Genomic DNA, 25,256 nt, shown 5'->3' with positions numbered 1-25,256 from the left:
GGTCCTCCGTCTAGCGGCCGTCCCACCAGCGGGCGGCGGCCTCGGCGGGGGTGAGCCCGTCGACGGCGACGAACCGGTTGAGCCGGATCAGGTCGATCGTCGTCAGCTGGGCGCTGACCGCGTCCAGCGCGGCGCGCAGCGGCTCGCCGCCCTCGGCGGCCACCTCGGTCCGCACGAGCGGCACCACGTTCTCCCGTGGCTGCAGCGCCCGGTCGTCGCGCAGCAGGTGCAGCGAGGCGTCGGTCAGCCGGGCGTCGGTCGTCTCCAGCATGCCGACGTCGACCTGCCCGGTGAGCAGCGCCTCCGCCGTGGCCGCGCGCGAGGGCATGCTGCGCACCTCGCCGAACTCGATGCCGTAGACCTCGCGCAGCCCGGGCAGGCAGAACCGCCGCTCGCTGCACTCGGGCGGGCCGCCGAACACCAGCCGCGGCGCGATCGCGGCGAGTCCGCTGAGCGTCGTCACGCCGTGCCGGGCGGCGGTGTCGGTGAGCACGACGAACCCGTTCTGGTCCTCGGCCTCGGCCGGGGCCAGGACGGTCAGCCCGCGCGGCGCGACGGCGGCCGCCAACCGGTCCCGCAGGACGGCGGGGTCGTGGGACGCGGTCCCCGCGCCGGCCTCCAGGAACTCCGACGCGGTGCCCAGGTAGTCGACGACGAGGTCGACGACGCCCTGCTCGAGCGCCGGGAAGACCACCTCGCGGGTGCCGATGCCGTGCTGCACCGCCACCTCGAACCCGGCCCGGCGGACCGCCTCGGCGTACACCTCGGCGAGCGTCTGGTTCTCGGGGAAGTCGTAGGACGCCACCCGGACGACGCCGTCGGCGGGCGGGTCCGCGTCCGCGGCCGGGGAGCCGCAGGCGCCCAGCACGGCGGTGGCGAGGAGCAGGGCGGCGAGGAGCAGGGCGGCGAGCGGTCGACGACGCATCGCGGACCCTCCCGGGGCAGGAGGCGGCGCCCCACGGGCGGACTGGCGCGGGGACGGCCACGCTAGCCCTGCTCGGGACCAAGGTCGATGGTCCCGCGAGCGCAACCGGGGCAGCATCGGGCGGCATGGCGGCCACGGCCCGGCCCCCGGTGCCCCAGGCACCGGTCCCGGCTCCGACACCGCGGGGACCGGTGACGGCACCCGCGGCGCAGGCGCCCGCCGGAGGGCAGGTCCGGCGGCCGGACCCGCCGCCCATCCACCGCGAGCCCCGGCGACGCCGCCCCTCCGGCGAGCCACCGCCGCTGCCGCGGCACCTCAACGCGTCGGGCAAGTGGTGGCTGGCGCTCAGCGGCGTCGTCGTCGTCACCTGGGGCGTCGTCCTCCTCACCGGGAGCACGGCGTTCGTCGACCTGGTCGACACCCGGGTGCTGCAGGCCATCGCGTCCGTCCGCTCCCCCGGCCTGACCGACGTCGCCGAGGTGGCCGGCGTCCTCGGCACCAGCCGGGCGATCCACCTGCTGTGGCTGGCCAACCTCGTCGTGCTGGCGGTCTTCCGCCGCTGGCGGCACCTGTTCGTCTGGATCGGGGTCGGCCTGCTCGTGGTGAACACCGCCGCGACCCTGGCCGCCACGCTGCAGCGCCCGCGCCCCTACGAGGTGGAGATCCTCGGCCCCTGGTCGGGCTTCTCGATGCCGTCGGTGCCGATGACCGTGCTCGCCACCTTCCTCGTCAGCACCCTCTACTCGCTGGTGCCCGCGGGGCGGCTCCGCGACGTCGGCAAGTGGGTGGTGTGGGGCCTGCTGCTGGTGACCGCGGCCTCGCGGCTCTACCTCGCGCAGGACCACCCCACCGACGTCCTCGCCGGCGTCGTCCTGGGCGTCGCCGCCCCGCTGGCCGCCTTCCGGCTGCTGACGCCCAACGAGGTGTACCCCGTCGTCTACCGGCGGGGCAGCCCCGCGCACCTGGACGTCTCCGGGGCGCGCGGCGAGGCGATCGTCCGGGCGCTGCAGGACCAGCTCGGGCTGCTGGCCACCTCGGTGGAGCCCTTCGGCCTGGCCGGGTCGGGCGGCTCCACGCCGCTGAGGATCACCGTCAAGGCCGCCGACGCCGCCGAGCAGGAGGAGAGCTGCGTCTTCGGCAAGCTGTACGCCGCCACGCACGTGCGGTCCGACCGCTGGTTCAAGCTCGGCCGCACGCTGCTCTACGGCCGGCTCGAGGACGAGAAGCCGTACCACAGCGTGCGGCGGCTGGTGCAGTACGAGGACTACGTCCTGCGGCTGCTGTCCGACGCCGGCCTGCCCGTGCCCCACCCGCTGGGGATCGTGGAGATCACCCCGGAGCGGGAGTACCTGCTGGTCGCCGAGTTCCTCCAGGGCGCGCGGGAGATCGGCGACCCCGAGGTCGTCGTGGACGACGCGCTGATCGACCAGGGGCTGGCCGTGGTGCGGCGGATGTGGGAGATCGGCATGGCCCACCGCGACATCAAGCCGGCCAACGTGATGGTGCGCGACGGCACGCTGTTCCTCATCGACTCGGCGTTCGCCGAGGTGCGCCCCAGCCCGTGGCGGCAGGCCGTGGACCTGGCGAACATGCTGCTGGTCCTCGCGCTGCGCACCGACGCCCGGACCGTCTACGAGCGGGCGCGCCTGCAGTTCTCCGACGAGGAGCTGGCCGAGGCCTTCGCCGCCACCCGCGGGCTCACCATGCCCTCGCAGCTGCGCCGGATGCTGCGGGCGCAGGGCCGCGACCTGCACCGGGACTTCCTCGAGCTGCTGCCCTACCGGCTCCCGCCGGTGCGCATCCAGCGGTGGACCTGGCGCCGGGCCGGGCTGTGCCTGGTCACCGCGCTCGCCCTCGTCCTCACCGTCGCCATCGGCATCGACCTGCTCGGGTCCCCGCTGTGAGCGCCACCCGGCGCCCGGCCGCGGCGGCGGCGCTGGCGGCCGCCCTGCTGACGGCGGGCTGCGCGCCGGGCACCCCCACCGTCAGCGGCGAGCTGCCCGCCTGCCGCACCGGCGACGACGACCGGGCCGCCCACGGCGTCGTGCTCATGGCCCAGGCGGTGCCGACGGCGACCTGGGTGCCGTGCGTGGAGAGCATCCCGGTGGGCTGGACCTTCGCCGGCCTCGACGCCCACTCGGGCTCCGCGCGGTTCTGGCTGAACTCCGACCGCGACGGCTACCACGCCATCGAGGTGCGGCTGACCGACGGCTGCGACACCACGGGCGCCACCGAGATCCCCAGCGAGCGGGACGGGCTCGAACGCTACGAGCGGGTCGTCCGGGTGACCCCGGACTACCTGGGCCGCCGCTACTACGTCTTCCCCGGCGGCTGCCTGACCGTCGTGTTCACGCTCTCCGGCGACAACCGCGGGGAGCCCCTGGCGCTCGCCACCCAGAGCCTGGGCGTGGTGAGCCGCGAGGTGCTGTCCGACCAGGTCCACGAGGAGAGCGGCGGCCGGCTGCAGCTCGACCCGCCCGCCGACGCCGCCGGCCCCGAGGGCGAGGGGGACCCGCCATGACCGCCGTTGCTCCGCAGGCCCCGCCCGGCCGGCCGCCGAAGCGGAAGCCCGTGTGGCGGCGCGTGCTGCCACCGCTGCTCTCCGTCGCCCTGGTCGCCGCGGTCTTCTTCTGGTTCCTGCCGCAGTTCACCAGCCTGTCCGCCGTCTGGTCCGCGGTGGAGGGCATGTCCTGGACCGAACTGGCGCTGCTGGCGGTCGCCACGCTGTGGAACCTGGCCACCTACCAGTTCGTGATGGTCGTGACCATGCCGGGGTTGCGGCTGCGTGAGGCGACGGTCTCGACGCTGACCACGACCGCCGTGTCGAACACCGTGATCGCCGGGGCGGCGATCTCCCTCGGGCTGACCTACGGGATGAACTCCTCGTGGGGCTTCTCCCGCTCCCGGACGTCCGTCAGCCTGCTGCTGTCAGGGCTCTGGAACAACTTCGCCAAGCTGGCGCTGCCCGTGCTCGCCCTGTCGCTGCTGGCCTTCTCCTCCACACCCACCACCGGCCGGCTCCTCGCCGGGCTGGCCGGCGTGGCCGGGCTGGTCGCCGCCGTGGTCCTGCTCGGCCTGCTGCTGCGCAGCCGGGAGAGCGCGGCCCGGATCGGCACGGGCGCGGGCCGGGTGGCCTCGGCCCTCCTGCGGCCGTTCGGCCGGCCTCCGGTGCGGGGATGGGACGACGCGACGACGAAGTTCCGCGACCGCACCGCTCTGCTGCTGCACGCCCGCTGGCACTGGCTGACCCTCGCGACCCTGGTCAGCCACCTGTCGCTGTTCCTCGTCCTGATGATCGCGTTGCGCGCGGTGGGCGTGACCTCCGAGCAGGTCAGCGTCGTGGAGGCGCTGACGGTGTTCGCCTTCGCGCGGCTGCTCACGGCCATCCCGTTCACCCCGGGCGGGCTGGGCGTCATCGAGCTGGCACTCATCACCGGCCTGGCCGCGGCCGGCGGCGACCGGGCACTCGTGGCCGCGGCGGTGCTGGTCTTCCGCGCGCTCACCTACGTGCTGCCCATCCCCCTGGGCATCGGCACCTACCTGTTCTGGCGGCGCAACCGCTCGTGGCGGCGGGAGCCGAACTCCGCACCGCGCACGGAGCTGGTGCCGGAGACGGCGTGACCGGGCGGGCGGCCACCCGCCCGCGCCCGCCGGTCGCCCGCGGCGGACGCGAGGTGGTCCTCGCCGCCGCCGGTGCGCTGCTGCTCGGACTCGCCGCGCTGCCGGTCGAGCGGACGTCGGTGCCCGCGGCGGAGGCGGCGGTGTTCCGGGCGGTCAACGGGGTCGACGTCGTGCCGTTCGTGCTGGTCTGGCCGGTCATGCAGCTGGGCAACTTCCTCGTCGTGCCGGCGGCCGCCGTGGTCGCGGCCGCGCTGCGGCGGTGGCGGCTCGCGCTGGGGCTGCTGCTCGCCGGCGTCGGGACCTACCTGGCCGCGAAGGGGATCAAGGACGTCGTCGTGCGCGGCCGGCCCGGCGGGCTGCTCGACGAGGTCGTCATCCGGGGGGCGGCCGCGCAGGGCCGCGGGTTCCTGTCCGGGCACGCCGCCGTCGTGACCGCCGTGGTGACCGTGGCCTGGCCGTGGCTGGGCCGCCGTGGGCGGATCGCCGGGGTGGTGCTGGCGGCGCTGGTGTGCCTGGCGCGGGTGTGGACCGCGGCGCACCTGCCGCTCGACGTCGTCGGCGGCGTCGGCCTGGGCCTGCTCGTCGGGGCGGTGGTGCTGCTGGTGGTCGGCCGGCCGCGGTGAGGTCTGCCGCCCGGCGCCGCCTGTGGTTGAGTGACTGGGGTCACAGGAGGCCTCGAGACCCGAGGAGCACCGGATGACCACCACCGCACCGCGCCCGTCCGCCCCGCGCCCGTCCGCCCCGCCCCGCCCGCGGCCCGCCGCGGCCTCCGACGGCGGCCAGCCCTCCTCCCCGGAGGCGTCCGAGGCGGTCACCGGCCTGGACATGGTGCTGGTCGACGGCGCCCGCGGCCCGCTGCGGCGGATGGTGCCGCCGGCCCGCACCGTCGCCCGGTTCGGCGCGTCGCTGGCGCGCCGGCCCGAGACCGTCGTCCGCACCGGCGGGGACCTGGTGCGCGAGCTCGGGCGGATCGCGGTGGGCCGCTCGGAGGTCGCCCCCTCGCCGAAGGACCGCCGCTTCGCCGACCCCGCCTGGACCGGCAACCCGTTCCTCCGGCGGACCATGCAGGCGCACATCGCCGCCGCGCAGGCCGCCGCGCGCCTGGTCGAGGACGCCGACCTGGACTGGCAGGACGACGAGCGGATCCGGTTCACGCTGACCAACGTCGTCGACGCGCTGGCGCCGTCCAACGTCCCGTTCCTCAACCCGCTGGCGCTCAAGGCGGTCATCGACACCGGCGGCCGCAACGCGGTGAGCGGGCTGCGCCGGATGGTCTCGGACCTGGTGTCCCCGCCGCGGGTCCCCTCGATGGTCGAGCCCGACGCCTTCACCGTGGGCGAGGACCTCGCGGTCACCCCGGGCGCCGTCGTCCTGCGGACCGACGTGTTCGAGCTGATCCAGTACCGCCCGACGACGGAGACCGTCCGCGCCGTGCCGCTGCTGATGGTGCCGCCGACGATCAACAAGTACTACATCACCGACCTCGCGCCCGGCCGCAGCATCGTGGAGCACTACGTGGCCGCCGGCCAGCAGGTCTTCATGATCAGTTGGCGCAACCCCGACGAGCGGCACGCCGACTGGGGGCTGGACACCTACGGCCAGGCCGTCCTGGACGCGATGGACGCCGCGCAACGGGTCACCGGCAGCGAGCGCGTGGCCCTCCAGGCGTTCTGCTCCGGCGGGATCATCACCGCGATGGTGCTGGCGCACCTGGCCGCCACCGGCCGGCTGGACCGGGTCGCCGCCGCCAGCTTCGCCGTCACCGTCCTCGACTGGGCGCGGGCCGGCACGGTGTCGGCGCTCATGGACCCCGAGGCGGTGCGGGAGGCGACGGAGAAGTCGCGGAGGAAGGGCTACCTCGACGGCGCCATGCTCGCCGAGGTCTTCGCCTGGCTCCGCCCCAACGACCTGGTGTGGAACTACTGGGTCAACAACTACCTGCAGGGCAAGCCGCCGGCCGCCTTCGACATCCTCTTCTGGAACGCCGACACCACCCGGATGAGCGCGGCGCTGCACCGGGACTTCATCGAGGTCGCGGTCGGCAACGCCCTCACCGAGCCGGGGAGGGCGACGATGCTCGGCACGCCGGTGGACCTGTCCGCCGTCGACGTCGACGCCTACGTCACCGCCGGGATCGCCGACCACCTGTGCCCGTGGCAGGCCTGCTACCGCACCACCCAGCTGCTCGGCGGGGAGAGCCGGTTCGTGCTGTCCACCAACGGCCACATCGCCTCGCTGGTCAACCCGCCCGGGAACCCGAAGTCGACGTTCCAGGTGGCACCGGACACCCCCGCCGACCCGGAGGAGTGGCTGTCCCGGGCGACGAAGGAGAAGGGCTCCTGGTGGCCGGACTTCATGGCCTGGCTGGGCGAGCGGTCGGGCGACGAGGTGCCCGCGCCGGAGTCGCTCGGCAGTGCGGAGCTGCCGGTCCTGGGGGACGCTCCTGGGACCTATGTCCTCGAGAAGTGAGTCCGTCGGCACGCTGACCGTCCTCGGCCGCACCCTCCGGGTGGCCGAGCGGCGCGGCGACGGCACGACGCCGCCGCTGCTGCTCATGAACGGCATCGGCGCGAGCCTCGAGGTGCTGCAGCCCTTCGTGGACGCGCTCGACCCGCGGCGCACCGTGATCCGGTTCGACGTCCCGGGCGTGGGCGGGTCCCCGCGGCCGGTCGTCCCCTACGTGCTGGGCACGCTGACACCGGTGGTGGCCGGGGTGCTGCGCCGGCTGGGCCACGACGGGCCGGTCGACGTCCTGGGGCTGTCCTGGGGCGGCGGCCTGGCGCAGCACTTCGCCGTCCAGCACCGCCGCCGCTGCCGCCGGCTGGTGCTCGCGGCCACCGGCACCGGCGCGCTGATGGTGCCCGCCTCGCCGCGGGTGCTCTCGCACATGCTCACGCCGCGGCGGCACCGCGACGCCGAGTACGCCCGGCGGATCGCGCCGACCATCTACGGCGGGTCGGTGCGCACCGACCCCGAGCGGGCCGCCCGGGCGCTGCACGCGCACGAGCGCACCGGCCCGCGGCGCGGCTACTACTACCAGCTGGCCGCGAGCTCGGGCTGGAGCAGCCTGCCGTTCCTCTCCCTGGTGCGGCAGCCGACGCTGGTGGTGGCCGGTGACGACGACCCGATCGTCCCGCTGGTCAACGCCCGGATCATGGCGCGGCTGATCCCCGACGCCCGGCTGCACGTGTACCGCGGCGGGCACCTGGCGCTGGTCACCGAGGCCGACGAGCTCGCGCCGGTGGTCGAGGACTTCCTCGACACCGACTAGAGCAGGCGCCTAGAGCCCGCAGGCGTCGCCGCCCTCGACGAAGCCCTGCCGGAAGGAGTCGACCAGCTCGAAGCCGGACAGGCCCGACTCCGGGACGACGGTCGGCTCGGTGGCGTACCGCAGCAGCACCACCGCCGCCTCGTCGACGTCGCCGGGCGAGAGGTCCAGCGGCGCGCCGTCGAGCGCGCCGAGGTGGGCCTCGCGGGCCAGCCAGCCGGTGGCGCACACCGCGCTGGTCACCGCCTCCGGGTCGTCCACGGACAGCCCGCGCTGCTCGCGGACGGCCAGCGCGTAGGGCAGGCCGAGCAGCGTCGTCACGGCGAAGTCGCCGACCTCGTGGAAGGCCGGCTCGAGCAGGCCGGCGGCGTCGTAGCGGACCGAGCCGTCCCCGGGACAGAACTGCAGGTCCAGCTCGGCGCCCTCGCCGGTGCACACCGCGCCCGCGCCGTCGGCGGCCCGGACCTCGGGCGCGGCGAACGGGCCGCCGAGCGGGCCGGTGCCCGGGAAGCCGCGGGTCAGGGCCTGCTGCCAGAAACCGGCCAGCACGTCGTCGGCGCCGTCGACCACCGCGCGGTAGGACCGGTCGCGCCCGCCCGGGCGCGGGAGGACCTCCTCCTGGGTGAACACGCGGGACCCGTCGAAGGCGGCGCACGCCCCCGGACCGTCGGCGTAGCCCTCCTGGAAGGCCGACAGCTGGTCGAACAGCGACCCGTGCGCGTCCTCGGCGTCGGGCGGGGTGCCGACGGCGTCACCGAAGTACAGGTAGCCGAGCAGGTACGGGTCGAGCTCCTTGGGCCGCACGGCGAAGTGCTCGGAGTGCCCGGTGACCACCCACTTGGTCCACGCGCCGGCGAAGCACTCGGCCTGCGTCTCCGCGACGATCGAGGGGTCGTCGAGACCGGCCTGCGCCTGGACGGCGTGGCTGATCTCGTGCGCCATGATCTCGGCGACGATGAACGGCCCGTAGTCCCCGACCAGGTCGGCCAGCCAGGCCCGGTCGTAGACGACGACGTCGTCGTCGCCGCAGTAGAACGCGTTGTCGGCGAGGTCGTCGACGTCGTCGGGGAAGCAGACGCCGTCGGGCAGGGCGGCGGGGTCGGTCTCGGCGGGGTCGACCGACCAGAAGCCGCCCTCGATCGGCCCGAACCGCCCGCCGAACACCTCCGGGTAGGTCCGCTCCCACCAGGCGAGGACGTCGGCCACCGCGTTGCGGGCCACCCGGTCGGCCGGGTCGCCGTCCTCGGCCAGGTGCACCCGCACCTCGACGTCGGTGGCGTCGGTGGTCGCCGTCCCCGTCGGGGAGGCCGTACCGGGGACGACGGAGGTGCAGCCGCCCGCCAGCACCCCCGCCACCAGCAGGACGCCGGCGGCCGGGCGGCGCGAGCGGGCGGCGGCGGGCATCGTGACAGCGAGGCTCCCCGGCGGCGACCCCGCGGTCAACGGCGCCGCGCGCCGGTCCGGGACGCCGGCACCGCCCGCGGCGCGCCGTCGCTGCGCGGGGCGGGCACGCCCGCCGCGACGACGGGCCGGGGGCGGGCAGGGGGCGGGCGCCGGCCCGGCACGGTCCCGCACGGCCCCGACCCGCCACCCGCCGGTCAGTCCCCGAGGGGGTGGGTGCGGATCGCGGTGACCAGGGAGCAGCCCTCCGGCCCGAACGGGTCGACGACGAAGCCGAACTGCGCGAGCACGTCGGCGAGCAGCGCGTTCATGGTCCGCTGCACGGCCGTGTCCAGCGCGGCACCGCGGACCTGCTGCACGCTCATCCGGTCGTGCTGGCGCCAGCTCACCAGGACCCCGCCGTGGGTGGTCTCCGGCGTCAGGCACACCCCGCCGGCGGCGGCGGTCCCCGGGTCGGTGGCCGAGCAGTCGTGCAGCGACAGGCCGGCCTCGACCAGTGCGGCGGCGACCTCCACGACCAGCGTGGTCAGCGCGTCCTCGTCGGTGAGCAGCTCGTCCCAGTCCTCGGGCAGCCGGTCGAGCTGGGTGCCGAGCTCGGTCAGCCACGCCCGGTCCTGCGGCGAGGGGCGCCGGGCGACGGTGCCGTCCTCGCGGAGCACGCCGTGCACGGTGCGGACCGCGCCGTCGAGCTCGCAGGCCACGGCCGCCCAGTCCGCCTCCACCCGGTCGTCGAACGGCCCGGCGAGCGCGACGGGCCGGTCCCCGGTCCCGTCGGCCAGCCACCACGCCGTCGGCGCGCCGGCCGAGGCGCTGCGCCGCCCGGCGGGGTGGGTCGCCAGCCCCACGGCGGTGCGGGCCGGGGTGGCCGTCGCGACGGCGCCGGCCGCGGCGGCCTCGCCGCCGCCGGTCGGCAGGGCCGGCACCGGCGCCTTGAGCAGGACGGGGACGGTGTCGTCACCGCCCGCCGCGACCGGCGCGGGCGGGCCGGCCGGCGGCTCCCGCCGGCTCGCGGCGTTGCGCTCGAACTCGTAGCGGGCCGTCGAGCTGCGGCCGAGCGCGACGACCAGCCCGGCCGTCGCGAGGAACCCCAGGACGGCGACCACCGGCCAGAGCAGGACGGCGGTCATCACCAGGCGCACCAGGACCGCTGCGGACCGGCGCCCCAGTCGGCCGCCCGCCGCACCCAGCCGCGCACGACCGCCACCGGGTCCACCGGCACGCGGACGGCGGGGCCGGGGAGGGCGGGGGCGTCGAGGGCGGGGTCGTCGGCGGGCAGGCCGGCGTCGGACTCGAGGCCGAGCAGGTCGAGCAGGTCGGCGATGCCGAGCCCGTCCCCGGGCGGTAGCGGGGACGGGGAGGTCCGGCGGGGTGCCGGCAGGGTGGGCGCGCTCACGGTGTTCCTCCAGGACGACGTCCCGGCCGGGGAAGTGCCGGGGACACCGAGAGCATCGGGCCCGGGCGCCCCGCGGGACCCCTGCTGGACACGGCTCCCGCGGCGGCGTCACGTGATCGTTGTGTGCGCCCGTCCGCGGGGGTGGTGACCGTGGGCAACCGACGACGTCTTGTCGACTCGCGGTGCGTCCCCCCGCGTGGACGGCGTCCGCGCCCGGTCGGTGATCCCGGGCGGCGGCGTGTCGGGGGCGGTCAGCCCCGGGTGGCCGTCTCACGGGGCGCGCCGCTGCTGTCGTGGGTGGTCCACTCGCCGGTCGGGCGGCCGCGGTCGGACCACCCGGAGGGCAGCTCCGTCCCGTCGAGGCGGAACCACTCCCCGCAGCCGACGGGCCGCCCGCCGACGACGTGCCCGCGGGCGCGCAGGGACCCGTCGCGGTGCCGCTCCTCGTGCGGTCCCTCGGTGGACCCGGCCCGGGGCGCGTCCGCCTCCGTCCTCGCCGTCCCGGGTCGCCCGGAGCCTGCCACGGGGGTCCGGCGGGAGGCGGGACCCGGGAACGACACCGGGACGCCGTCGGTGTCGACGGCGTCCCGGGAGGGCGTGCTGTGTGGCGCGTGCGGCGCTTACTCGGCGTAGCGGACGACGTGTCCGCCGGCCTCCTCGCCGAGCGGCGTGACGTCGAGGCCGCGCAGCCAGAGCACGTCGGCGAGCGCGCGGTTCATGACGGCCTGCACCGAGATGTCGGCGACCAGGCCGTGCACCTGCTCGACGCTCATCCGGTCGTGCTGCCGCCAGCCGACGACGACGCCGTCGAGGGCGGGCTCGGCGCTGACGCAGGCCCCGCCGAGCGCGGCGCCGTCACCGGCGGCGTCCCACAGCGGCAGGCCGGCCTCGGTCAGCGCGGCGGTGACCTCGACGACCAGGGTGGCCAGCGGGTCCTCGTCGGTCAGCTCCGCGTCCCAGTCCGCGGGCAGCCGGTCGAGCTGGTCGCCGAGGTGGCCCAGCCAGGCCAGCTCCTGCGGGGAGGGGCGGCGGTGCAGGCCGCCGTCGGGCCGCAGGACGCCGTAGACCGGCCGGGCGTCGCCGGCGTGCATCGAGGCGGCCCAGGCCGCCTCCGACCGGTCGGGGAAGGGACCGTCGACGAGGCGGTCGCGTCCCTGCCCGTCGTCGACGACGAGCCACCAGCCCAGGCGTGCCTGGCCGTCGACCCTGATCTCACTGCTGCGGAGTGCCACTGGTTCCACCGTTCATCCCGTCCATGGGGCCGCCGCGGGGGAAGCGCGACGGCGGCCGCGCCCGCCGGGTGAGGGCGGAGCGGGTGGCAGAAACGTAGGGGCGCGGCGCGCGACGCGGACCCCGGTGCGGCGCTCGCGTGACACGGCGTAGTCGGATCGTTGCGAAGGCCACCGACACGGACGGTGACCGGCTCCTCCAACCGCCCACATGTCGACCGTTCCGCGCTCACGCGTGCGTGTGGATGTGCCGAAACCGCACGACGACGCCGTTTCGGCTCAACCCCCGGCGCGTCCCGGCGGTGGCGCAGGCGGACCGGGACCGCGCCCGGCCGGGATGCGCGATCATCCCCGGGACGAACGGAGGAGACCCGTGACCGACGGACCCGTGACCGACAGACCCGTGACCGACAGTGCACCGGTGGTCGTCGACGACACGGCGGCCAGCCGCTTCGAGGTCCTCGTGGACGGCGCGGTCGCCGGCTACGCCGAGTACCGGCGGACGGCGTCGGCGCTGTCGTTCACCCACACCGTCGTCGATCCGGCCTTCGAGGGCCGCGGGCTCGGCTCCGTGCTCGCGCGCGGCGCCCTCGACGCCGCCCGCGAGGCGGGTGCGCGGGTCCTGCCGTTCTGCCCGTTCATCCGGGGTCACATCCGGCGGCACCCGGACTACCTCGACCTCGTGCCAGCCGACCGCAGGGCACAGTTCGGGCTGGCGCCGGCCGCCGACCACCCGACCCCCGACGACCCGAGGTGAGACCCCGATGACCGAGACCCGCGACCTGAGCGCCCTGGAGGCCGAGCGCGACCGCATCCGCGCCGCGCACCTGAAGCCGGCCGGCGAGCGCCCGCCCTCGACCGCCCGCGGCCTGCACCACACCGCGCTGATCAGCAGCGACGTCGAGCGGACCGTGCGCTTCTACCAGGAGGTCCTCGGCTTCCCGCTGACCGAGCTGGTCGAGAACCGCGACTACCCCGGCTCCTCGCACTTCTTCTTCGACATCGGCAACGGCAACCTGCTGGCGTTCTTCGACTTCCCCGGCCTGGACGTCGGCCCCTACGCCGAGGTGCTCGGCGGGCTGCACCACATGGCCATCAGCGTCGAGCCCGAGCGCTGGCACGAGCTGGTGCGGCGGCTCACCGACGCCGGGGTGCCGCACGAGGTGCACAGCGGCGTCTCGGTCTACTTCCGCGACCCCGACGGCGCCCGCATCGAGCTGATCGCCGACCCGCTCGGGGAGATGTACGGCCTGTCCGTGCTCTGAGGCCCGGGCGGTCAGTCGCCGCCGCCGTTGCCGTTCCCGCGGCCCCTGCCGTTGCCCTTGCCGTTCCCGTTCCCGTTGCCCTCGTCGTCCCCGCCCTCGTCCTCCTCCTCGTCCTGCACCGGGGGCGGCGTGGCGTAGGTGACGGTGACCGCCGACCCCACGACGACCGGGCCGGTGGGGTCGACGGCGACCACCTGCCCCTCCGGGACGTCGCCGGTGACGACCGTGCCCGGCTGCACCTGGAGCCCCAGGGCGACCAGCTCCGCCTGGACGTCGGGGAAGGGGCGCCCGACCAGGGCGGCGGCCACGACGTCGACCGTGGGGGGCGGCGCGGGCTGGGTCGTGGTCGGGGCGGACGGCGACGGGGCCGAGGACGAGGTCACGGGCTGCGACGCGGACGGGGAGGACGACGGCGCCGCGGACGGGGAGGGGTCCCCGCGGGTGCCGAGGACGACCGCCACCCCGACGACGGCGAGGACGAGCAGCGCGAGCGCACCGGCGAGCAGCCGGCGGCGCCGCGGCCCCTCCCCGGGGACGTCGGAGGGCGCCGTCGCGTCGGCCGGGAGGACGGTCGTCTGCTGCGGGGCCGCGACGGGGAGGACGAGCGTGGCCGACGACGCGCCCGGGGCCGGCCGGCCGGCGAGCACCGCGTCGACGGCGTCGCGCAGGGCGGCGCCGTCGGGGAAGCGGGCGGCCGGGTCCTTGGCCATCGCCCGCTCGACCAGCGCGCGGACGTCCGCCGGCACGTCGGCCGGCAGCGGCGGCGGCTGCTGCTGGACGTGCATGAGGAGCACCTGCACCGGGCTCTCGGCGTCGAAGGGCACCCGTCCCGTGAGGCACTGGTGGGCGACGACGCCGAGGCCGTAGACGTCGCTGGCGGGCGAGGCCTTGGCGCCCTGCACCTGCTCCGGGGAGATGTACTGGGCGGTCCCCATCACCTGCCCGGTCTGGGTCATGTGGACGCTCGACGCCGAGCGGGCGATCCCGAAGTCGGTGATCTTGACCCCGCCGTCCGGCACGACGAGCACGTTGCCCGGCTTGACGTCCCGGTGGACGACGCCGGCGGCGTGCGCCGTGGCCAGCCCCGCGGCGGCCTGCCGCACGATGCGCAGCGTCTCCGTCGCGTCCAGCCGGCCGGCGCGGGCGAGAACAGCCGACAGCGGCTCCCCGGCCACCAGCTCCATCACGAGGTAGGCCAGCGGCTCGCCGTCCGGGCTGACCGTCTCGCCGTAGTCGTGCACCGCGGCGATGTGCGGGTCGGACAGCTGCGCCGCGTGCCGCGCCTCCGCACGGAAGCGCTGCAGGAAGGACGGGTCGCCGGTGTACTCGCTGCGCAGGACCTTCACCGCGACCGGCCGGTCGAGCAGCGTGTCGTGCCCCCGCCAGACCCGTCCCATGCCGCCGCTGGCGAGGACGGAGTCCAGCCGGTAGCGGCCGCCCAGCAGGTCGCCCGTCGGGCGCATCGGTCCTCTTCCCCCTCGTCGTCCGGTGGCCGGTCCCCCCGGCCGCCGGACGCCCGCGGCGGGGACGACCGGCCTCAGGAGACGGTACGTCGCGCGGGGTCGGGGAAGGAGCGGTCCCCGAAGAGCACCCGGCGTGCCGCGGCGCGCCCGGGCGCCGTGCGCAGCACCGGGAAGGCGGCCGCCGCCATCGCCGGGGTGCGCACCGCCGCGAGTCCCCGGCGCAGCAGCAGCCGGCCGCGGAACGCGGCGCGCAGCGCGGCGCCGTCGTAGTGCCGCAGCGCGTCGGCCCGGCCGGTCCGCAGCGCGTCGTCGAGGACGTCGGCGGCGTGCCGGGACAGCCGCAGGCACGGGTCGAGGCCGCCGGCGGTGAGCGGGGAGACCGCGCCCGCGGCGTCGCCCACGAGCAGCCCGTCCGCGCAGCCGATCCGGCGCAGCAGGCCGCCGACGGGGATCGGCCCGCCGCGCCGCTCCACCTCGCCCGGCCGGCCCGCGGGCAGGCCCGGCGCCCCCGTCGCGAACCGCCGCAGCGCCGCGCGCAGGCCGTCCGGGAAGCGGGCGGCGTACCCGGCGACGCCGACGTGGGCGTGCCGGCCGTCGTCGACCACCCAGGCCAGGTAGCCGGGGGCGAGCGAGGGGTCGAGCACGCAGTGGAAGGTCGGCGGTCCCCCGCCGTCCGCGACCGGGAACACCTCCTCGGCGCCGACCAGCAGGTGCGTGTTGCGGTCCAGGCCGAGGTCGCGGGCGACGGCGGACCGGGCGCCGTCCGCGCCGACGACGAACCGCGCCCGCACGCGCGCGACCCCGTCCGGGCCGGCCAGCAGGGACCCGCCGTCCGCGCGCCCGGCGTAGCGGGTCCCCAGCGCGAGCCGCACGCCGGCGTCGGCCGCCTCGCGGGCGGCGGCCGGGTAGAGCGCGCCCATGTCGCCCACGCGGTACTCGTCGCGGTCGCTGTCCAGGACCACCGGCCGGCGCCGGTCCGGCGGGTACAGCACCACCCGCCGGATCGGCGGGCCGAGGCAGTCCGGCGGCAGCGCGAAGTCGTCGAGCGTCTTGCGGACGAAGATGCCCGTGGTGCGGATCGCGCCGTCCAGGCGCCGCCGCCGGTCGGCCAGCAGCACGTCGTGGCCGCGGCGGGCGAGCAGCGTGGCGGTGTGCAGGCCGGCCAGCCCGGCGCCGACGACGAGCACGTCGGCGGTGTCGCGGGCGCTCACCGGTCGGCGTCGGCGCGGACGAGGCGCAGGAGGCCGAGCAGCAGCGCACCGGCGGCCCAGGCGAGCAGCACGGCGACCGACGACGACCGCGTCATCCCCGGCCCCTCCCCGCCGAGCAGGAGGAACGCCGCCCCCGACCCGGGCAGCACCTCGGCGACCGCCGCCGACCAGCCGGCGCCGACCGCCGGGAGCAGCAGCGGCAGCACCAGGAGCAGGAGGAAGGCGGCGACGAGGGCGCCGGCCGTGCTGCGCAGCAGGAAGCCGAGCCCGGCGGCGAGGGCGGTGCCGGCGGCGAGCACGAGGGCGACGTCGGCGAGCACGCCCGGGCCGTCGTCCCAGGACAGGGTGATCTCCGGGTGCGGCGCGGCGAACGCGGCCAGGGCGCCGGCCAGCGCGATCGCCACCCCGAGGACGGTGGCGACGGCGACCGGCACGAGGGTGCGGGCCGCCAGGAGGACCCCGCGGCGCGGCGTCCACTGCAGGGTCGGGACGATCCCGCCGGTGGCGTGGTCGGACGTGACCGCGAGGAGGACCAGCGTGAGCAGCGCGAACTGCGCGGGCAGCACCGGCACGGCCACCGCCGCCCAGGCGCCGCTCCCCGACGGCGGGTCCGCGGCCGCCTCCGCGCCGACGACGGCGTCGATGCCGGCGGTGGTCACGGCGGCGGCCGCCAGGCACCACCAGGTGGCGCGGACGGTCCACAGCCGGGTCCACTCGGCGGCGGCGGTGCGGGCGAGCAGGCGCCCGGTGCCCACCCCGGGGACCGACGGCGCGGTCACCGGGCCCCCTCCGGCGTCGCCGCGACCGGCCGGCCGGGGTGCTCGACGGCCTCGCCGGTGAGCGCGAGGTAGGCCTCCTCCAGCGAGGCGGCCGTCTCGGACAGGTGGTGCAGCGGGATGGCGGCGGCCGCGGCGAGGTCGCCCACCTGCGCGGCGGTGCCGCCCTCGACCTGCAGCTCCGCTCCCCCGGCCGGCTCGGCGGAGAGGCCGTGCCGCCGGAGCAGCGCCGTCAGCGCCTCCGGCTGCGGGCTGCGGACCCGGACCCGGGGCCGGCCCGGCCCGCGCAGGAGCTCGTCGGTGGTGACGTCGGCGACGAGGCGGCCGCGGCCGATGACGACCAGCCGGTCGGCGATCGCCTGCACCTCGCCGAGCAGGTGGCTGGAGACCAGCACGGTGCGGCCCTCGTCGGCGAGCCCGCGCAGCAGCCCGCGGATCCAGCGGACGCCGTCGAGGTCCAGCCCGTTGACCGGCTCGTCGAACAGCAGCACGCGGGGGTCGCCGAGCAGCGCGGCCGCGATGCCCAGCCGCTGGCGCATGCCGAGCGAGTACGCGCGGATGCGGCGGCGCGCGGCGCGCTCCAGGCCGACCTGCCCGAGCACCTCGTCGACGCGGCGCGCCGGGATGCCGTTGGTCCGGGCCGCCACGCGCAGGTGGTCGCGCCCGGTGCGGCCGGGGTGGACGGCGCCGGGGTCGAGCAGGGCGCCGACCTCGCGCAGCGGCTCGGTCAGCTCCGCGAACCGCCGTCCGCCGACCAGCGCCGTCCCCGCGGTCGGGCGGTCCAGGCCGAGGACCATCCGCATCGTCGTCGACTTGCCCGCCCCGTTGGGGCCGAGGAAGCCGGTCACGGTCCCGGGCACGACGTCGAAGCTCAGGTCGTCGACGGCGAGGACGTCGCCGTAGCGCTTGGTCAGGCCGCGGACCTCGATCACCGCGAGGCCTCGTGCGCCGGCTGCGGGGCCTCCTGCCCGTCGGGCACCCACTCGAGGATGTCCCCGGGCTGGCAGTCGAGCACCCGGCACACGGCCTCGAGGGTGCTGAAGCGGATCGCCTTGGCCCGCCCGTTCTTGAGCACCGCGACGTTCGCCGGGGTGAGCCCCACCCGCTCGGCGAACTCGCCCACGCTCATCTTCCGCCGGGCCAGCTCGACGTCGAGACGCACGACGATGGGCATCAGATGACCGCTTCCATGTCGGTGCGCAGGACGGTGGCCTGCCGCAGCAGCGCCCGCATGACGACCACGAGCAGCCCGACCACGGCGCCGACCAGCAGCAGCACGACCAGCAGCGCGGGGAGCACGGGGTCGTCGCTCACCTCGTCGACGACGAAGTAGTAGGAGCAGACGAAGGCGCCGAGGAGCATCAGCCACCCGGCGGCCATCGCGCCGACGATCGCGTCCACCCACGGCTGGGAGCTCGCGCTGAAGATGCGGTCGGCCGTGACCAGCGTCAGCAGCTGCCAGGTGCAGACGATGACGACCTGGACGCACACGAGCGCGAGGACCAGGACCGTCCACATGACCCAGCCCACGACCGTCTGCTCCAGCGACGGGTCTGCGACGTCCGGCACGAGCTCCGGCACGGCCCGGACCTGGGCGGCGGCCAGCGCGGCGAACACGACGACGAGCAGGACCCGCAGGGGCACGACCACCCGGTGCATGCGTGACATGCATCGACTCTCGCGCATGATCCATCGAATGTCGATAGACAGTTGTCGACGAACGAGAGGTCCTTCGGCTGTGGAGAGCGCACCGGTCCCGGGCCCGGCCGCTCTCGCGTCAGGCGCGCGCCGTCAGCAGCAGTCGCAGGTCTCGTCGCAGCAGTCGTCCTCGATCGGGTCGCTCACGGTTCGTCACCTCCCCTCGCGGGCGGGCACCAGGTGCCGGGGCTGGGCGGCGGGCACTGCGCCGAGGGCAGGGCGTCGGCCATCGCCCGCATCTGCGCGCGGAGGGCCACGAGGCGGGCGATCTCGGCGTCGACCTCGTCGAGACGCCGGCGCAGCAGCTGCTCGGCCGGCTCGCAGGGACACGTCCCGGTGTCGCGCACGGCCAGCAGGGCGCGGATGTCGGACAGCCGCAGGCCCAGGCGCTGGGCGCCGCGGATGAAGTGCAGCCGGTCGACGGCGCCGGCGTCGTAGCTGCAGTAGCCCGCCGCGGTCCGCTCCGGCTCCGGCAGCAGGCCGACGCGCTCGTAGTAGCGGACGGTGTCCGTCGGGACCCCTGCCGCGGACGCCAGCTCGGCGACGCGGAGCCCGCGGACGGCTGTCGCTGTCATGCGGCCGACGCTAGGCCTGTGACCCGGGTCCAGGGTCAAGCCCGGCGCCCGGCGGAGGGGTCCTCAGCCGGCGAGGGTGCGGCGCAGAGCCGCCGCCAGGGTCGCCGCGTCGAGCGTCTCGAGGGACCCGGGCACACCGAGCAGCGCCCAGGTCAGGACGCTCCGCTCCTCGGGCGTGAGGTCGCGGCCGAGGACGGGGACCAGGAGGGGCGCGGCGACCTCGTCGACCACGATGTCCCGCCCCCAGAACGGCAGGGGGACCGCCGGCAGGACGGCCGCCCCGTGCCGGGCCACCGCCGCCTCGGCGGCGGCGCGGAAGTGGAGGTCGTCGTAGCGGCCCAGCCGGTGGGCCCAGTCGTCGGCCCGGGCGACGCTGCGGCGCCGGCGGCGGATCGCCGGGTGCGCGACGGAGTCCAGGGACTCCGCCTCCCGGTCGGTCTCCCGCACCTCGTCCCGGGGCAGCGCCGCGGCCATCAGGCGCAGGGCGCCGGCCACCGCGGGGGCGGCCAGCACGGCGGCGGTGTCCTCCAGCAGCGAGGCGGCGTTCCGCCACTCCGGCGCGCCGGGCGCGGCGGTCGACAGCAACGCGACCAGCCGGTCCCCCGCCCGGACCGGGTCCTCGGCGATCCCGAGGAACCCGGCCGCGCCCTCGACCGCCACCTGCACCCAGCCCCGCCGGTCGGCGAGGTACCCGCGGGCCGCCTCGACGCGCCCGGCCTCGTCGAGGCCCGCGGCCAGCCGCGCGGCGACGTCGGCCCGCGCGGCGGCGAGGGCACGCTCGCGCCGCAGGTCCGGGTCGTCGTCGCGGGCGAGCCGCAGCGGTGGCTCCCCGTGCCGTGGGCAGTCCCGGTCGAGGCCGGTGAAGACGCGCCGGTCGGGGGGCGCGTCGGCGTCCCGGTACCAGGGACCGAAGGGGCCACCGGGCCAGTCGGCCGGGTCGAACCGGCCGCCGCGGGTCGTCAGCAGCGGTCCCGCGCCGGGCTCCTCCTCCCAGCCGGCGAGGACGCCGTCCACGACGTGCACGTGGCCGCCCGTGTGCATCGCGACGGTGTAGGTGCCCGTGGGGCCGAGCCCGCCGCGCGGGAGGCCGACCCGGTCGCCGACGTGCAGGTACCGCAGGCCCTTGCCCCACAGCTTGACCTGCTCGTAGCGGTGCCCGTGGTGCACGGTGTCGTACGTCCCCATGGCGCTCCCGTCAGCGGCGGCGGAACCGGTCGAGCAGGGCGCCCAGGTCGGGCTCGTCCCCGGGGAGGTGCACCTCGGTGACCTCGCGGGTGCCGCGCCGGTGGTGCCCCGCGACCGGCATGCGCTTCAGCCCGCCCTCGAGACGCCAGGCCCGGGCCGCGGCGAGCAGGTGGTCCTCCTCCGCGGGCTCCCAGCTGCTGGTCAGCACGCGCACCTCGTGGCCGCCGTCCCCCAGCTCCTCGGCCGCGGCCAGCAGCAGGAGCGTGTGCATGTCCAGCGGCCGGCTGCCGGAGCGGTCGCAGGCGAAGCGGGCCTCGGTGACGCGCGTGGCCGCCCGCCGGTAGACCCGCCAGGGGGTCGCCCAGACGAAGGCACGGCGCTGACCGCCGTCGGGGCGGCCCGTGGTCAGCAGCCGCCGCAGCCGCTCCTGCACCTCCGCGAGCTCGGCCGCGTCGGGCTTGCCGTCCTCGCCCCGGCGGACGCCGAAGGCGGCGAGCTGCGCGGCGCGGACCAGGGTGGACGACAGCACGACGAGGACGTCGTCGGGAGCGCCCGCCCGCGGCAGCCGGCCCTGGAGCAGCGTGACGGCGCCCTGCAGGGACAGGAGGTGGACGGTGCGCCCGGCCGCCGGCTCGGGCAGGTCCCGCCCGACCCGGTCGGTGGGCTCCTGGGGCCGCGGCTGCTCCGGTGGGCCGTCGAGCAGCGCGAGCCCGAGCCGGCCGGCGGCCTGCTGCAGGTCGTGGTCGCGGGTCACGAGGACGGCCTCGTGCGCGGCGGCGGTCAGGACCCGGACGACGTGCGCGATCTCGAAGTCGGCGTCCCCGGGCACGCACCGCGTCGACCCGGCGGCGGCCTGCATCAGCTCCGGGTCGCCGCTGTCCTGGCAGAGCCGGACGACGTCGGCGCGGGTGAGCATCGCCCGGCGGGCGCGCGGGATCCCGAACAGCTGACCGGGGTCGGTCAGCGCCAGTGCGGCCCGCTGCTGCGTCTTGTACGCCGACTCGTCCCCCTGCAGGAACCGGGTGGCGGCCACGCGCGCCATCTCGGCGACCACCCGCCCCGGCAGGACGACGGTGCCGTCCTCGCCCAGCCACGCGGCGACCCGCTCGCGGAAGTGCCCGTGCCAGCGCCGGCCCTCCAGCACCGCGCAGGTGTCGACGACGGCCTTGCGGCTCGAGGGTGACGAGGTGAGCAGCGCGGCGGTCACCGCTCCTCCCCGACCAGCACGTCGTCGTCGGCGCCGGCCTCGAGGTCCTCGTCGGCGCCGAGCAGCGCCCGGCGCAGCGCCTGCTGCTCGAAGAGGTCGCGGAAGTCCAGGAAGGCCTGCTCGGCCTGCCGCACGACGTCGACGATGTCCACGTCGTCGTTCTTGTGGGTGTACGAGCTGGGCGAGACGAGCTGCCGCCCGCGCTGGGCCGCCAGGAAGTCACCACCGTCGATCCGGCCGCTGTAGTAACAGATCGGCAGTGCCGGCCCCCAGGGGTGCGCCGAGCGGAGCAGCTCCGTCAGGTCGAACCCGGTGCGGCCGTCCGGCCGGTCGAAGTCGTGGTCGACGACGAGCACGAAGGGCTCCGTGCGCTCGAGGAGCGCCCGCGCGGCCGCATCGATGTCGTCGTACGTGTCCACCGTCCAGCCCTCGTACTCCAGCAGCTGCCGCAACGGGTCCAGCAGCTCGTGCTTGTCGTCGACGACGACGACGGGCAGGCCTGCGCTCATCACATCTCCTCCACTCGGGCGCCGCGGTGGGCGGCTCTGGCGTTGCGGCGCGCCGCGGAGGGCAGGCGGAAGCAGAAACGGCTCCCCTCGGCGACGGACGTGTCGATCCACAGCTGGCCGCCGGACTGGCGGACCATGTTCTCGGTGACCCGGAGCCCGATCCCGGCGCCCTGGCCGGGCTGCCCGGGGATGGACCAGTTGGCCACGTTGTCGGGCAGGTCCTCGGGGACGCCGTCCCCGTGGTCCCGCACCGAGAGCACCACCCAGCCGTACGGGGCCACGGCGAGGTCCTCGCGGGCGGACTCGCCGAAGGTCGCGAGGATCTCGACGACGCGCCGCTCGTCGCCCTTGCGGCGGGTGTGGGCCTTGATCGCGTTGGACACGAGGTTGTGCAGCGCGAACTGGAGCAGCGTCGCGTGGCCGCGCACGGCCATGCCGCCACACCCCTCGCGGTCCAGCAGCCGGATCTCGGTGTGCGCGGCGACGGCCTCGGACTCCAGCTGCTCGACCACCGACTCCACGGTCGCGAGCACCGGGACGGCGCCTGCGGAACGCCGCTCGAGGTCGGCGGCGGCTGCGATCTTCGCGATGCTCCGCTGCTGCAGGTTCTGCGACCGCCGCAGGGAGGCCACGACGTCGTCGAGCGCGGCGAGGTCCCGCTCGAAGTCCGTGGCGACCTCGTCGGGCAGTCGCCGGCGCAGGTTCCGCGTGACCGCCCGCAGGAGCTCCGTGCTGGCCCGGCTGCCGCGCAGGTGGTTGGCCAGCTCGTGCTCGAGCAGGGAGTTGTAGGCGGCGAGCTGCGCCGTCGTCCACACCGGACCCTGCTCGGCCGCGGCCGGCGCCTCCGGGCGCTGCGTGGTGAGCAGGCTCGCCTGCGCGGCGGGGGACAGCGACAGGCCACGGCTCTCCGCCGCCCGGCCCAGCTCCTGCGCCGACTCGGACTGGCCGGCCTCCGCGAGCGCGAGGGTGGCGGCGCTGAGCAGCGCCTCCGCGGGCTCCTCGTCCAGCGCGGCGTCGTCCGTGCCGTCGAGGACCCCCAGCACGGCCTCGACCGAGCCGGTCTCGGCCAGCGCCCGTCCGGCCGCCTCGGCGACGACCGGGGCCGCGAGCGCGCCGCGGGCGGCCTCGGCGGCCGCGGCCTCCGGCACGGACTCGGGCCGGCCGGCCAGCGCGTCGAACAGCGCGGCCGTCAGCTCCGGGGGCCGGCCGAGGCCGCGCTTGACGGCCGCGGTGCGCAGCCGCTTGACCCCCTCCGGCAGGAGGGCACGGGCGTGGGCCGCGGCGACCGCGCCGAGGAACGCCGCGAACTGCTCGTCGGGCTCGGTCTCGGCCGCCACGCGCACCTCGACCACGCTGTCGAGCTGGGCGTAGGGCCGCCGGGCCAGCGGGTACGCCCGGGCGATCTCCAGCAGCTGCGCCGCGGTGAACCAGCCGTCCTGCGCCGCGCGCGCCCCGGCTCGCGGGGTCAGGCTCTCGACCGCCTTGACCAGCAGCCGCTCGCCCGCGCCCATGGCCCGCTGCGCGTTCTCCCAGGCCGCGGCCTCCGCGTCCGTCCCGACCCGGTCGGCCGGCACCTTGTCCGGCTGCAGCGCCCCGACGATCGCAGCGGTGTGGAAGGACGGCGTGGGGACGACCTTGTCGGCGCGCATGGCGGCCCGCGCGTACACCAGCCGCGCGGCGCGCTTGTGCCGTGGGACGGCGTACAGCCACTCGGCCCAGACGCCGCCGCTGCACCCGCCGCCGACCTCCCGCATCTCCCCCATGAGCTGCTCGATGGCCCGGGAGTTGCCCTTGTCGCGCCGGTGGGCCCGGGCCAGCGCCTCCCACGCCTCCACCGGCCAGGTGGCCGGGGAGTGGCGCCGCAGCCACCGCTCGGCGGCATCCGTGCCGCGCCGGACGGCCAGCCCTCGGACGACGCGGGTCACGAGGGCCGGCGGGTACGGCATCCGTGGGTGCGCCGTCTCCGCGGGCTCGGTCCCGGCACCGTGCTCGAACAGCTCGCAGCCACGGAGGGCGCCGTCCAGGTCCCCGGCGTCCAGGTGGGCGGCGACCAGCGCCTCGACGATCGCGGGCGCGGGGCACTCCCCCGCCGTGGTCTCCGCGGCGACGAGGTCCCCGGTGGCGATGTGGGCCCGGACCAGCGGGAGGGCGAGCCGGGGCAGCGCGTCCCCGGAGGCCCGCACCACCTGCCGCAGCGCCTCGACGACCTCCTCCGGATCGCCGCCGACGGCCATCTCCACCAGCGCGTCCAGCTCGTGCGCGGTCGGTGGCACCCCGGCGTCGGCCGCGGCGGCGAGCGCCTCCGCGTACGTCGGCACGGACAGGGTCCGCTGCGCGTGGCCTGCGAGGATCCGGCGGTGGGTGCCGTTGAAGGTGAACGCCCCCGCGCCGCCCCGGAACACCTCGAGCAGGAGCGTGATGTCGTCGCGGGCGAGTGCGGTCAGCGCAGTGGCGAGCACGTTGGCCGGTGGGTCGGTGACCTCCCCGGCGCGGACCGCGCGGGCCCAGTCGAGAAGCGCGGCGGAGAGCTCGGCCGTCCGGTCGGTCAGCGCCAGGGCGGCCACGTGCACCCTTCGGGCACGGGCGTTGGCGGGGAAGCCGTCGTCGAGGTACGCCTGGTAGGCCGCGAGCGCGTCGTCGAAGCGCATGGCGTTGGCGAGCGCGGTGACGAACAGCAGCCGGTGGTCGGCGACCAGCGGCACTCCCGCCGCCTCCGCCCTCGCCAGCACGGTGCGGCTCTCGTCCGCGGCCCCGAGCTCGGAGAGCACGATCAGCGCGTCGTTGACGACCCGCGGCGTCACGGCCGAGGACGCGATCGCCAGGTCCACCAGGCGCAGCACGTGCTCGGGTCGTCGTCCGTGGGCGGTGCGCAGGATGCCGAGGGCGCGGCCCGCGGCGACGACGTCGGGGAAGCCACCAGCCCGCTCGAGGCCGTCGATGGCCGCGTCGAGGTCGGTGGCGTTGCGGGCGTCCTGCAGGCGCTCGAGGAGGGCCGAGGGGTCGAGCTCGTGCGCGATGGGGACACCGGCGGCCTGCAGCCGGTCGACGTAGGCGGCCGCGGCCCGGGAACTGTGCCGGCGGAGGAGCTTCCACGCCAGGACCGGGTGGGTGTCCTTGAAGCCGTCGGGGTGCTCGGCGTGCGCGGTGACGACCAGGTCGGCCGCGCCCTCGGCGTCCCCGAGGCGGGCGAGCAGGTTGGCCTGCAGCACCAGGATGCCGCGGCCGCCGACGCCCGCGGAGCGGGCCGCGTCGACCACGCGCTGGGCGGCAGCCCGGCAGTCGCCCGGCTCGGCCTGCCTGGTCATCCGGTCGAGGGCGCGCAGGAGCTCCTTGGCGCCGTCCGCCGTCAGCGCTCCGGCGGCGGCCTCCGCCTCCGCCTGCAGCGCCACGTCCTCGGGCCGGTCCGCGTCCGCCACGCGGCCGTCTCCGTGCCCCGCCCGCGCGGGCTGGTCCACCGCCGGGGCGGCTGTCTGGGTCGTCACGAGTAGTCCGTCCGATGCCTCGCTCGCGCGGCCTCGTGCCGCGCACCG

General features: G+C 76.7%; 24 protein-coding genes. 8 read left to right on the top strand and 16 right to left on the bottom strand.

Annotated elements, in window-relative coordinates; genetic code table 11:
• Nucleotides 1-10: 10 nt before the first annotated feature.
• Nucleotides 11-925, bottom strand: a complete 915-nt coding sequence (locus ACFO3M_RS09335) for an ABC transporter substrate-binding protein (protein ID WP_387988307.1) — start codon at nucleotides 923-925, stop codon at nucleotides 11-13.
• 191 nt (nucleotides 926-1,116) lie between these two features.
• On the opposite strand from ACFO3M_RS09335, the gene ACFO3M_RS09330 reads away from it, so the two are divergent.
• The 6 genes from ACFO3M_RS09330 (at nucleotide 1,117) to phaZ (ending at nucleotide 7,817) form a co-directional block, all read left to right on the top strand.
• A complete protein-coding gene (locus ACFO3M_RS09330; protein WP_387988306.1) occupies nucleotides 1,117-2,829 on the top strand; it encodes a phosphatase PAP2 family protein in 1,713 nt (570 codons plus the stop codon).
• A complete protein-coding gene (locus ACFO3M_RS09325; protein WP_387988305.1) occupies nucleotides 2,826-3,446 on the top strand; it encodes a hypothetical protein in 621 nt (206 codons plus the stop codon). Before ACFO3M_RS09330 ends, ACFO3M_RS09325 begins: the two co-directional genes overlap by 4 nt.
• Complete coding sequence (locus ACFO3M_RS09320) at nucleotides 3,443-4,546, top strand: lysylphosphatidylglycerol synthase transmembrane domain-containing protein (protein WP_387988304.1); 1,104 nt, start codon at nucleotides 3,443-3,445, stop codon at nucleotides 4,544-4,546. Before ACFO3M_RS09325 ends, ACFO3M_RS09320 begins: the two co-directional genes overlap by 4 nt.
• Nucleotides 4,543-5,169, top strand: coding sequence for a phosphatase PAP2 family protein (locus ACFO3M_RS09315; protein WP_387988303.1), 627 nt, complete (start codon nucleotides 4,543-4,545; stop codon nucleotides 5,167-5,169). Before ACFO3M_RS09320 ends, ACFO3M_RS09315 begins: the two co-directional genes overlap by 4 nt.
• Before the next feature lie 73 nt (nucleotides 5,170-5,242).
• Nucleotides 5,243-7,015 carry a PHA/PHB synthase family protein gene (locus tag ACFO3M_RS09310; protein WP_387988302.1) on the top strand — a complete coding sequence of 591 codons (1,773 nt, stop codon included), beginning with the start codon at nucleotides 5,243-5,245 and terminating at the stop codon, nucleotides 7,013-7,015.
• Nucleotides 6,999-7,817, top strand: a complete 819-nt coding sequence (gene phaZ / locus ACFO3M_RS09305; protein WP_387988301.1) for a poly(3-hydroxyalkanoate) depolymerase — start codon at nucleotides 6,999-7,001, stop codon at nucleotides 7,815-7,817. Before ACFO3M_RS09310 ends, phaZ begins: the two co-directional genes overlap by 17 nt.
• A gap of 9 nt (nucleotides 7,818-7,826) precedes the next feature.
• Here phaZ and ACFO3M_RS09300 read toward each other — a convergent pair whose 3' ends face one another.
• The 4 genes from ACFO3M_RS09300 to ACFO3M_RS09285 all read right to left on the bottom strand — a co-directional run bounded on the left by ACFO3M_RS09300 (nucleotide 7,827) and on the right by ACFO3M_RS09285 (nucleotide 11,849).
• A complete protein-coding gene (locus ACFO3M_RS09300) occupies nucleotides 7,827-9,218 on the bottom strand; it encodes a neutral zinc metallopeptidase (RefSeq protein WP_387988300.1) in 1,392 nt (463 codons plus the stop codon).
• Between the two features lie 194 nt (nucleotides 9,219-9,412).
• A complete protein-coding gene (locus ACFO3M_RS09295; protein WP_387988299.1) occupies nucleotides 9,413-10,342 on the bottom strand; it encodes a hypothetical protein in 930 nt (309 codons plus the stop codon).
• Nucleotides 10,342-10,608, bottom strand: coding sequence for a hypothetical protein (locus tag ACFO3M_RS09290; RefSeq protein ID WP_387988298.1), 267 nt, complete (start codon nucleotides 10,606-10,608; stop codon nucleotides 10,342-10,344). Before ACFO3M_RS09290 ends, ACFO3M_RS09295 begins: the two co-directional genes overlap by 1 nt.
• A 620-nt stretch (nucleotides 10,609-11,228) precedes the next feature.
• Nucleotides 11,229-11,849 carry a hypothetical protein gene (locus tag ACFO3M_RS09285; RefSeq protein ID WP_387988297.1) on the bottom strand — a complete coding sequence of 207 codons (621 nt, stop codon included), beginning with the start codon at nucleotides 11,847-11,849 and terminating at the stop codon, nucleotides 11,229-11,231.
• Nucleotides 11,850-12,240: 391 nt separating this feature from the next.
• Here ACFO3M_RS09285 and ACFO3M_RS09280 point away from each other — a divergent pair, with 391 nt between their 5' ends.
• Nucleotides 12,241-12,594: a GNAT family N-acetyltransferase gene (locus tag ACFO3M_RS09280; RefSeq protein ID WP_387988296.1), complete on the top strand. Its 354-nt coding sequence runs from the start codon at nucleotides 12,241-12,243 to the stop codon at nucleotides 12,592-12,594.
• A 7-nt stretch (nucleotides 12,595-12,601) separates the two neighbouring features.
• Complete coding sequence (locus tag ACFO3M_RS09275) at nucleotides 12,602-13,102, top strand: VOC family protein (protein WP_387988295.1); 501 nt, start codon at nucleotides 12,602-12,604, stop codon at nucleotides 13,100-13,102.
• Nucleotides 13,103-13,113: 11 nt separating this feature from the next.
• Here ACFO3M_RS09275 and ACFO3M_RS09270 read toward each other — a convergent pair whose 3' ends face one another.
• The 11 genes from ACFO3M_RS09270 to ACFO3M_RS09220 form a co-directional block, all read right to left on the bottom strand.
• A complete protein-coding gene (locus ACFO3M_RS09270) occupies nucleotides 13,114-14,565 on the bottom strand; it encodes a protein kinase domain-containing protein (protein WP_387988294.1) in 1,452 nt (483 codons plus the stop codon).
• 74 nt (nucleotides 14,566-14,639) lie between these two features.
• Nucleotides 14,640-15,776, bottom strand: coding sequence for an FAD-dependent oxidoreductase (locus ACFO3M_RS09265; RefSeq protein ID WP_387988293.1), 1,137 nt, complete (start codon nucleotides 15,774-15,776; stop codon nucleotides 14,640-14,642).
• Nucleotides 15,773-16,555: a hypothetical protein gene (locus ACFO3M_RS09260; RefSeq protein WP_387988292.1), complete on the bottom strand. Its 783-nt coding sequence runs from the start codon at nucleotides 16,553-16,555 to the stop codon at nucleotides 15,773-15,775. Before ACFO3M_RS09260 ends, ACFO3M_RS09265 begins: the two co-directional genes overlap by 4 nt.
• Nucleotides 16,552-17,484, bottom strand: coding sequence for an ABC transporter ATP-binding protein (locus ACFO3M_RS09255; RefSeq protein WP_387988291.1), 933 nt, complete (start codon nucleotides 17,482-17,484; stop codon nucleotides 16,552-16,554). The genes ACFO3M_RS09260 and ACFO3M_RS09255 overlap by 4 nt, the downstream gene beginning before the upstream one ends.
• The gene (locus ACFO3M_RS09250; RefSeq protein ID WP_387988290.1) at nucleotides 17,481-17,726 is read right to left on the bottom strand and encodes a helix-turn-helix domain-containing protein; all 246 of its coding nucleotides are present in this window, start codon (nucleotides 17,724-17,726) and stop codon (nucleotides 17,481-17,483) included. Before ACFO3M_RS09250 ends, ACFO3M_RS09255 begins: the two co-directional genes overlap by 4 nt.
• On the bottom strand, nucleotides 17,726-18,220 hold the full coding sequence (locus ACFO3M_RS09245; protein WP_387988289.1) for a DUF2975 domain-containing protein: 495 nt from the start codon (nucleotides 18,218-18,220) through the stop codon (nucleotides 17,726-17,728). The genes ACFO3M_RS09250 and ACFO3M_RS09245 overlap by 1 nt, the downstream gene beginning before the upstream one ends.
• Nucleotides 18,221-18,393: 173 nt before the next feature.
• Nucleotides 18,394-18,825 (bottom strand): heavy metal-responsive transcriptional regulator, encoded by a 432-nt coding sequence (locus tag ACFO3M_RS09240; RefSeq protein ID WP_387988288.1) that lies wholly within the window; start codon nucleotides 18,823-18,825, stop codon nucleotides 18,394-18,396.
• 63 nt (nucleotides 18,826-18,888) lie between these two features.
• Nucleotides 18,889-20,010, bottom strand: coding sequence for a hypothetical protein (locus ACFO3M_RS09235; RefSeq protein WP_387988287.1), 1,122 nt, complete (start codon nucleotides 20,008-20,010; stop codon nucleotides 18,889-18,891).
• 10 nt (nucleotides 20,011-20,020) lie between these two features.
• A complete protein-coding gene (locus tag ACFO3M_RS09230) occupies nucleotides 20,021-21,217 on the bottom strand; it encodes a hypothetical protein (RefSeq protein ID WP_387988286.1) in 1,197 nt (398 codons plus the stop codon).
• Complete coding sequence (locus ACFO3M_RS09225; RefSeq protein WP_387988285.1) at nucleotides 21,214-21,726, bottom strand: hypothetical protein; 513 nt, start codon at nucleotides 21,724-21,726, stop codon at nucleotides 21,214-21,216. Before ACFO3M_RS09225 ends, ACFO3M_RS09230 begins: the two co-directional genes overlap by 4 nt.
• Entirely contained in the window at nucleotides 21,726-25,142 is a 3,417-nt protein-coding gene (locus ACFO3M_RS09220) for an ATP-binding protein (RefSeq protein ID WP_387988284.1), read from the bottom strand. Before ACFO3M_RS09220 ends, ACFO3M_RS09225 begins: the two co-directional genes overlap by 1 nt.
• Nucleotides 25,143-25,256: the final 114 nt, after the last annotated feature.

The organism is Geodermatophilus arenarius, assembly GCF_042654585.1.
Taxonomy (GTDB): domain Bacteria; phylum Actinomycetota; class Actinomycetes; order Mycobacteriales; family Geodermatophilaceae; genus Geodermatophilus; species Geodermatophilus arenarius.
Note: the sequence above shows the minus strand (reverse complement) of the source record. Positions and strands in the feature narration are given on the sequence as shown.

Bases quoted from the DNA above. Each gene is read 5' to 3' on its own strand.
- ACFO3M_RS09335 (WP_387988307.1), bottom strand. From the start codon at position 925: ATGCGTCGTCGACCGCTCGCCGCCCTGCTCCTCGCCGCCCTGCTCCTC.
- ACFO3M_RS09320 (WP_387988304.1), top strand. From the start codon at position 3,443: ATGACCGCCGTTGCTCCGCAGGCCCCGCCCGGCCGGCCGCCGAAGCGG.
- ACFO3M_RS09310 (WP_387988302.1), top strand. From the start codon at position 5,243: ATGACCACCACCGCACCGCGCCCGTCCGCCCCGCGCCCGTCCGCCCCG.
- phaZ (WP_387988301.1), top strand. From the start codon at position 6,999: ATGTCCTCGAGAAGTGAGTCCGTCGGCACGCTGACCGTCCTCGGCCGC.
- ACFO3M_RS09300 (WP_387988300.1), bottom strand. From the start codon at position 9,218: ATGCCCGCCGCCGCCCGCTCGCGCCGCCCGGCCGCCGGCGTCCTGCTG.
- ACFO3M_RS09295 (WP_387988299.1), bottom strand. From the start codon at position 10,342: ATGACCGCCGTCCTGCTCTGGCCGGTGGTCGCCGTCCTGGGGTTCCTC.
- ACFO3M_RS09275 (WP_387988295.1), top strand. From the start codon at position 12,602: ATGACCGAGACCCGCGACCTGAGCGCCCTGGAGGCCGAGCGCGACCGC.
- ACFO3M_RS09270 (WP_387988294.1), bottom strand. From the start codon at position 14,565: ATGCGCCCGACGGGCGACCTGCTGGGCGGCCGCTACCGGCTGGACTCC.
- ACFO3M_RS09250 (WP_387988290.1), bottom strand. From the start codon at position 17,726: ATGCCCATCGTCGTGCGTCTCGACGTCGAGCTGGCCCGGCGGAAGATG.
- ACFO3M_RS09245 (WP_387988289.1), bottom strand. From the start codon at position 18,220: ATGTCACGCATGCACCGGGTGGTCGTGCCCCTGCGGGTCCTGCTCGTC.
- ACFO3M_RS09240 (WP_387988288.1), bottom strand. From the start codon at position 18,825: ATGACAGCGACAGCCGTCCGCGGGCTCCGCGTCGCCGAGCTGGCGTCC.
- ACFO3M_RS09235 (WP_387988287.1), bottom strand. From the start codon at position 20,010: ATGGGGACGTACGACACCGTGCACCACGGGCACCGCTACGAGCAGGTC.
- ACFO3M_RS09225 (WP_387988285.1), bottom strand. From the start codon at position 21,726: ATGAGCGCAGGCCTGCCCGTCGTCGTCGTCGACGACAAGCACGAGCTG.